Origin of the sequence: Tenacibaculum sp. L6 (assembly GCF_028823685.1) — a bacterium.
Taxonomy (GTDB): Bacteria; Bacteroidota; Bacteroidia; order Flavobacteriales; family Flavobacteriaceae; genus Polaribacter.
Window position 1 is genome coordinate 21,838 of sequence record NZ_JAPEHZ010000028.1, and the last position, 7,346, is coordinate 29,183.

Here is a 7,346-nt window from a genome sequence, read left to right on the forward strand (position 1 = left end):
AATTTACGACATATACAGCGATTTCTCAATTAATTTCCTTGAATTCTAACCCAAAGATCATTTATGAGTTCTTTGGCTTTTTCTCTGTTTCTAGGGACTTCATCAATAACCACTTTATTATCTTCTTCAATTATCTTAAAACTAAAAGCAAACTGTTGAAAATTCGGAGCTACACTAAGCAGTCCGAAGCGTAAATCATTTAAATAAATAGCATTATTTTTTTCTGAAATCGTATACCAACCTTTGGTGATTTTTATAAGTCGTTTTACAGAAACATCATCTTTATAATTATCTAACAAATGATGATTTTTAGGATAGGAGTAAAACTCAATCGGTTTGGTGTCAAAAAAAGAATAATAACCTATTAGATAAGCATCGTCAGTCTCTACATTTGCAGACCATAAAACAGTATTAAAAGGCGTAGGTTTGGTTTCTATCTCTTTATAAGTTATACCTTGTTCTTTTAAAGCATGTGAAAATTTAGTATAAGTGATTCCTTTGATAACAATAGTAATTGCCATGTAAGAACTACTAATAATCAGTCCTAAATTGTTATACTTTCTCCTTTTTGCTGTTCCTTTCCGTTGAAACATTGCCATTAACAGGAACACTAAGAAAGGTAATGTGTATAGAGGATCAATCACAAAAATGTTTTTAAAAGCCAATCGTATGTCGAGAGGCCAAAAAAGTTGAGTTCCCCAAGTGGTATGGGCATCTAGAATTGGATGCGTAATAAATCCCCAAAACATGAGTAGTGCCCATTCTTTTGTGGAGGCTTTTTTCTCATACAAGGAAATAAGCCAACCGAAAATCCACCCAAAAATGATTGCAAAAAAAACAGAATGTGTAAAACCTCTGTGTATTTCTAGAGCAGTAACAGTATCGAAAAGTTTTCCAACATATACATCTAAATCAGGAATTGTACCAGCAATAGCACCATAAAACATTGCTTTATTACCAACTTTTTTTCCTAATACAGCCTCTCCAACTGCAGCACCCAAAACAATTTGCGTAAGTGAATCCATAAAGCAAAAATACTTATAAAACTACTAGTATTTAGAGTTATAATATTTATCAATCCATTCTTTAGGATACTTTTTGTATAAGTCTTTAAGAAGTAGTTTGTTAGCTTCGGTATTAGAGAAATCTTTATAAAAACTACCGAGAGTCCACACCGTTTCTCTAGGTAAATCGGTTTTATGATACTCTAAAAGAACTTGTTTTGAAGTTTTTGAAGAATCTACCAACAACAATACCAATGCACCTGCTGTTTCAAAATTGAATTTATTAAAGAAATGAGTCATTTTTTGAGCTCTTTTTAAAAGCATAGGATTCTCTAAGAAAAGAGAAGCTTTTAACTTTCTTCGTAAACTAGGATAACTTGTATAGGAGTTAACTTTGATAACAAACTTTAAATTTTCTAAAAACTCATTATACTTTGTGTTGTATAGGTTTTCTATGTCATTTAGTGAGTTCACACCAAAGAGTAAATATACCGTACTAGGTCTTAAAACATTAATATTATATCCCTCACCAAGAGATGATAGTGTTTTTTCAATTCCTTTTAAAAAGAAGGGATAATTGTTTTCTTTTACTTTTGCGATAATTCCCAACCTAGAGGCGTGAAAATAGACATCAATTATTTTTTGCTTGTCAATTCCTTTTAGGGCTTTTGTTAATGTTGCGCTAATATCATAATGGCGAGAAGGATAAAATTGACCTTGAAATTTATGGTGTAAAGCTTCGTTTTCACTTTCGATAAAAAGATCAATAATTTTACTTGTAGTAAGTTTTCCTACGGATTGATATTTTTTTTCTTGCAATTTTATTTTTTTGTCTTTTTCCATGAATATAAATTGAGTCTAGGACTAATAAAATTATAAACTCCGTCGAAATGATAATAATCTGTTTTATAAGTGTAATTAACCGTTATAAATTTGAAGATTTTAAGCTAATTTGAAGTTGTAATCAAAACAAGGAGTTTGCTTAAAAACTCCTTGTTGAGGTAATAGATTTTTAGATTTAAAGCTGCTCGAAAGGAGTTACTTTTAAAATTTCAACTTTTTTATTTCCTTTTTTAAAAGGCCAGTCAATAATATCACCTTCTTTATAGCCAACAGTTGCTAAAGCCATATCTGAAAGGATTGAAAATTTTCTTTTTTGAAGTTTAGTTTTATTTGTAGAAACAAAAATGTATTCTTTTTCTTGTTGGTCTGAATGGTCTAAAATTAAGACTCTTCTGTTTACGGTAACTACATCCTCAGGAAGTTCTCTTCGTCTTACTTGTTTAGCGCCTTTTAGTTCTGCTAGTAAGCGGTTTTCTTCTTCAAGAGTTACTTTTTTTCTTCTAACGTGGTCTTTTATAAGATCGTATATACCTGTGGTTACTATAATATTTTTTGTCATTATTTTATAATTATTGATGAATAGAAATAAACCATCGCTAGGTATTAAAAAACACCTAGGATTTAGTTTAAATTAATTAAAACTAAAGTTTTCCCTACCTTTAAAATGGGTAGGGCTTAAATAATAAACTCTTTAGAATTTTTTAAAAATATATCATCAAGCAGGTAGCGCAAAGAAGCAATTAGCTTTTGCGCAAAGTTTTTTTGAAATGTAAATATTGCAGTCATGTATCATTTACACTTAGAGAATACAAATTTACTGCTTATTTATTGAATTAAAAAGTGGTATTCAAACTCCCTAATTTTCTTTGTTTTTAAAGAGAATGTGAGGTTGTTTAAAAAGAGATGATTTTATAAAACTGAAAACAGCTGTCTTTTTAATTAAAGGAAAATAAATTTTACTTTCCAATACAGAAATTCCCAAAAATATGGCCTAAAATATCTTTATCAACATCGTATTCACCAGTAATATTTCCTAAATGACGAAGGCATTCACGAATGTCAATAGCAAATAAATCAGAAGAAATATCTAAATCGATTCCATTTTTAACAGAGTTGATACTTTCTAAAGCTAAAGTAAGTGCTTCAAAGTGGCGAGAATTGGTAACAATCGTTTCATTATTACTCAAAGCACCAGTATTTACTAATGAAATGAGCTCTTGTTTTAATTCGTCAACTCCGATATTTTGTTTAGCAGAAAGTAGAATTAAATTGTCTATTTCTGATTGTAAAATAGATGAATCATGACAAGATAGCGTATCAATTTTATTAGCGATAACTAGCAAACGTTTGTTTGGAAAACGTTGTTGAATCGTTTCAATTTCTTCTAAAAATAAATCTTTAGAGTAGATATACTTGTTTGAATCTATTAAGAAAATTATTAATTGAGCATTTTCAGCTTTTTCGTAGGCTTTTTTTATCCCTATGTTTTCAACTATATCTTCAGTTTCTCTAATACCCGCAGTGTCAATAAAACGGAAAACAACACCATCAATAATTAGTTCATCTTCAATCGCATCACGAGTAGTACCTGCAATATCAGAAACAATTGCTCTTTCCTCATTTAAAAGTGCATTTAATAAAGTTGATTTTCCAACGTTTGGCTCTCCAATAATAGCCACAGGAATTCCATTTTTCATGGCGTTTCCAAAAGCAAAAGAATCGATTAAGCGTTTTAAAACTGATGAAATTTTAGCGACTAATTCTTTGAATTTAGTTCTATCAGCAAACTCTACATCTTCCCCAGAAAAATCAAGTTCTAATTCAATTAAAGCGGCAAAATCTAATAATTGAGCACGTAACTCTTTTAATTCATTAGTAATTCCACCTCGCATTTGCTGAATTGCCATTTGATGCGAAGCAGCGGAGTTTGAAGCAATCACGTCAGCTACAGCTTCCGCTTGCGATAAATCCATTTTACCGTTTAAAAAAGCACGCATGGTAAATTCACCGTTATCGGCCATTCGACAACCATTTCGTAAAAAAAGTTGAATAATTTCTTGCTGAATAAAGCTTGAACCGTGACAAGAAATTTCTACAACGTTTTCACCTGTATACGAATGTGGGTTCTTAAAAATAGATACTAAAACTTGATCTAAAACCGTATCATTTTCTACAATATGACCTAAATGTAATGTATGCGATTTTTGGTCGCTTAGCGACTTTTTGTGTTTAATAGATTTAAAATATGCGTCAACTATTTTTATTGAATTTTCTCCAGAAAGTCTAATAACAGCAATGGCACCAACACCTGCAGGTGTAGCTAAAGCAATAATTGTATCGTTTTGTATCATGTTACAAAATTACCTAATTATAAAAGAAGTTCATTGAAATATTTTAGTTCTGTTTTTTTCCTTTATTGCTTAAGGTAAAACCCCCTTTTTTTAATTTGGGTTTTTTGAATCTAAAAATTAACACTACTTTTATCCTAAAGTTTTTAGAACTTTAAAAACGTTAATCCCTCAAAATAATACAATTCCCAACAGTATTATTTTATTTTCCCCAAAATTTTTATTGTATACCCATTGTGTATTATTGATGTATTACATTCTTGTAATACTCAGAAATGCGTACCTCTTAATTACCCCCCCCCCACTTTAGATTAGATATACAATCTTTGATTGTTTGTATTAGTAATAATTAAAAACAAGTGATATGAAAAAAAATACTATTCAAAAATTATTGTATTTATTCTTTTTATTCAGTGGTTTAACCCTATGGTCACAAGGTTTAACTGAACTTTCAGTAATTTCTCATAGTGAAAAACCAGACTATGAAAGAGTACACATACATAAATTAAAAATTAAGAATAATAGCTCAGTAGAAAAAAGGTATCGTTTTTCTATAAATAACATACCTTGTAAAAATCAAAAGAATATAGAAACTGTATTAGAGTATTCATTACTGGATGAAAAAAAGAAACCTATTACAGGAGCATTTAAAGTACTACCTAAAAGAAGTAAAGCACTTTATTTAAAAATTACTAAACCTTACAATATCAACTTAGGAAGTTGGAATTGTGTAGAGTTTCTAGTAAATGACCTTCAAGAGCAAATGTCAATGCAAAAAGCAGCAGTCTCTAGTAAAATTATTATAAAAACATACATACCCAATCAAAGTAATGACAATTAGACTATTTAGATAAGATTGTTATTATTAAAAACTTAGAGAACATGAAAAAAATTACTAGTTTTATTCTACTTTTTATAATGGTTTTTCTAGTTGCTCAAGGAAGATTAGAAGCTCAAATAAAAAAAGGGTTTCAACCAAGATTTTCAGAAGCAGTTAAAGGAAATGTAACATTAATAGCGAATAACGTTTTATCAAGAAATAAAACAACAAGCTATACAGGAAATGATGGAAACCATGACTTTAGTAATAACGTTTTTGTTGATATAGATAACGATGCAAGTACATTCAATTCAAGTAGTGCAAATTTATCTAATCCAGAGCCAACAGTTAGTTGTTTAAGTATAAAAAAAGCATATTTATACTGGGCAGCAGCTGATAAAGAAGAGAACGATCCTTCTGATGAACCAAACTGGGATTACAATAAAATAAAATTGCAATTACCAGGAAGTTTAGGTTATACAACTATAACAGCTGATGATGTTATTTATAGAGGAAGAGACGATGTAGGTCACTTTGTTAATGACCCATATATTTGTTTTAAAGACATCACAAATGAAGTAAAAGCTTTGGCAACACCCTATGGGACTTATCAAGTAGCTAATGTTAGGGCAAAGGAAGGAAGTTTGACCTCACATGGTGGAGGAAATACAGGAACTTCTGGAGGTTGGCAAATAGTATTTGTATATGAAAGCCCCACTTTACCAGCAAAAAATATATCGCTTTTTGATGGTTACGCCCATGTTACAAGTAGTGTTAATAATTTTGAAATAGGATTTAGTGGTTTTCAAACAGTACCAACAGGAGATGTAGATGTAGATATAGTAATAGGTGCCCTAGAAGGAGATAGAGATTTATCAGGAGACAGGTTACAAATAAAAAATACTAGTAACAATTGGGTAGATTTATCATATAGTTTAAGGAGTTCAAGTAATTTTTTTAATAGTAGAATAGCTAAAAATGGAAGTAACTTTATAGATAGAAATCCAGCTAGTACTAATACTTTAGGATTTGATGCAGATGTATTTGCTCTTAATAATCCAGGAAACAGTATAATAGCTAACAATCAAACTTCTGCGACAATAAGATTAACATCAAACCAAGAAACATACGGACTCTTTTTAATAGGTTTATCTGTTGATGTTTGGAAACCAGATTTAGCACCATTAATATTATCAAGCTCAACAAATACTAGTAGTGTAGAAGACACTGTTAGTTTTTCAGTCAATATAGAAAACAATGGTAATGACAATGTAAAAGACTTAAAAATAGAAACAACAATACCTCAAGAAGTAGATTTAATAGAACCAATAACAGGGTTACCTTTTGGAGTTACTTATAGCTATAATACGACAACTAGATTATTAACCTTTAATGCTATTGATGGAATTACAGATGTTGGAGATACACCATATAGTTTAAGTTTTCAGGTGAAAGTAAAAGAACAATGTTATTTTCTAGAAGAAATGTGTTCCGATAAATTTCAAATGCAATTAGTAGCAACTTATGCAGGAGAAGAAAATAATAGTACACAAACTACTTTAAGTTCTAAATCAGTTGATTCTTGTGGTATAGGAGATAATTTACCTAATGAGATAAGTATTAACCAACCTGACGAGGCTAATTGGACAACTACAGTCGGTTCATTAGATAGAACAGTGTCTTGTGACGACGGTGCTGCCCTAGCTGCAGCACAATTACTTAAGCCAGAGGCTAGTTGTGATTTAACAATAACCAAAATACCTGGAAGTTTTGAGGCTTCAACAACTAATTGTCCTGTTATAGGAACATATACTAATACTTGGACATTTACAGATAGTTGTGGAAGAACAAGTGGACAATTTACCCAAACAATCACAGTAACAGATACTACTGCGCCAGTATTATCATCAGAGCCAGCTAATATCAGTGTAGACTGTGAATCAATACCATCAGTACCAACGATTACGGCAAGCGATAACTGTGATACAGTAGTAGACGTAGTCTTTACGGAAGTAAGCAATACAGTAGTAGATGGCTGTGGAGAGATTGTACGTAAGTGGGAAGCAACGGATAATTGTGGTAACCCAGTAAGTCATACTCAAACAATCACAGTAACAGATACTACTGCGCCAGTATTATCATCAGAGCCAGCTAATATCAGTGTAGACTGTGAATCAATACCAGTAGTACCAACGATTACGGCAAGCGATAACTGTGATACAGTAGTAGATGTACTCTTTACGGAAGTAAGCAATACAGTAGTAGATGGCTGTGGAGAGATTGTACGTAAGTGGGAAGCAACGGATAATTGTGGTAACCCAGTAAGTCATA

5 protein-coding genes and 1 pseudogene are annotated in these 7,346 nt (G+C 31.1%); 2 read left to right on the forward strand and 4 right to left on the reverse strand.

What is annotated here, in order from left to right:
- Window positions 1-29: 29 nt before the first annotated feature.
- The 4 genes from OU788_RS07110 to mnmE all read right to left on the reverse strand — a co-directional run bounded on the left by OU788_RS07110 (window position 30) and on the right by mnmE (window position 4,198).
- Window positions 30-1,025 (reverse strand): metal-dependent hydrolase, encoded by a 996-nt coding sequence (locus OU788_RS07110; RefSeq protein ID WP_274634521.1) that lies wholly within the window; start codon window positions 1,023-1,025, stop codon window positions 30-32.
- A 24-nt stretch (window positions 1,026-1,049) separates the two neighbouring features.
- A complete protein-coding gene (locus tag OU788_RS07115) occupies window positions 1,050-1,847 on the reverse strand; it encodes a hypothetical protein (protein WP_274634522.1) in 798 nt (265 codons plus the stop codon).
- 175 nt (window positions 1,848-2,022) lie between these two features.
- On the reverse strand, window positions 2,023-2,406 hold the full coding sequence (locus OU788_RS07120; protein WP_274634523.1) for a GreA/GreB family elongation factor: 384 nt from the start codon (window positions 2,404-2,406) through the stop codon (window positions 2,023-2,025).
- A gap of 397 nt (window positions 2,407-2,803) precedes the next feature.
- Window positions 2,804-4,198, reverse strand: coding sequence for a tRNA uridine-5-carboxymethylaminomethyl(34) synthesis GTPase MnmE (mnmE, locus tag OU788_RS07125; RefSeq protein WP_274634524.1), 1,395 nt, complete (start codon window positions 4,196-4,198; stop codon window positions 2,804-2,806).
- Window positions 4,199-4,559: 361 nt separating this feature from the next.
- On the opposite strand from mnmE, the gene OU788_RS07130 reads away from it, so the two are divergent.
- Both OU788_RS07130 and OU788_RS07135 read left to right on the forward strand, forming a co-directional pair.
- Entirely contained in the window at window positions 4,560-5,036 is a 477-nt protein-coding gene (locus tag OU788_RS07130; protein WP_274634525.1) for a hypothetical protein, read from the forward strand.
- Window positions 5,037-5,077: 41 nt separating this feature from the next.
- Window positions 5,078-7,346 (forward strand): annotated as a pseudogene (locus OU788_RS07135) (hypothetical protein); the annotation flags it as partial.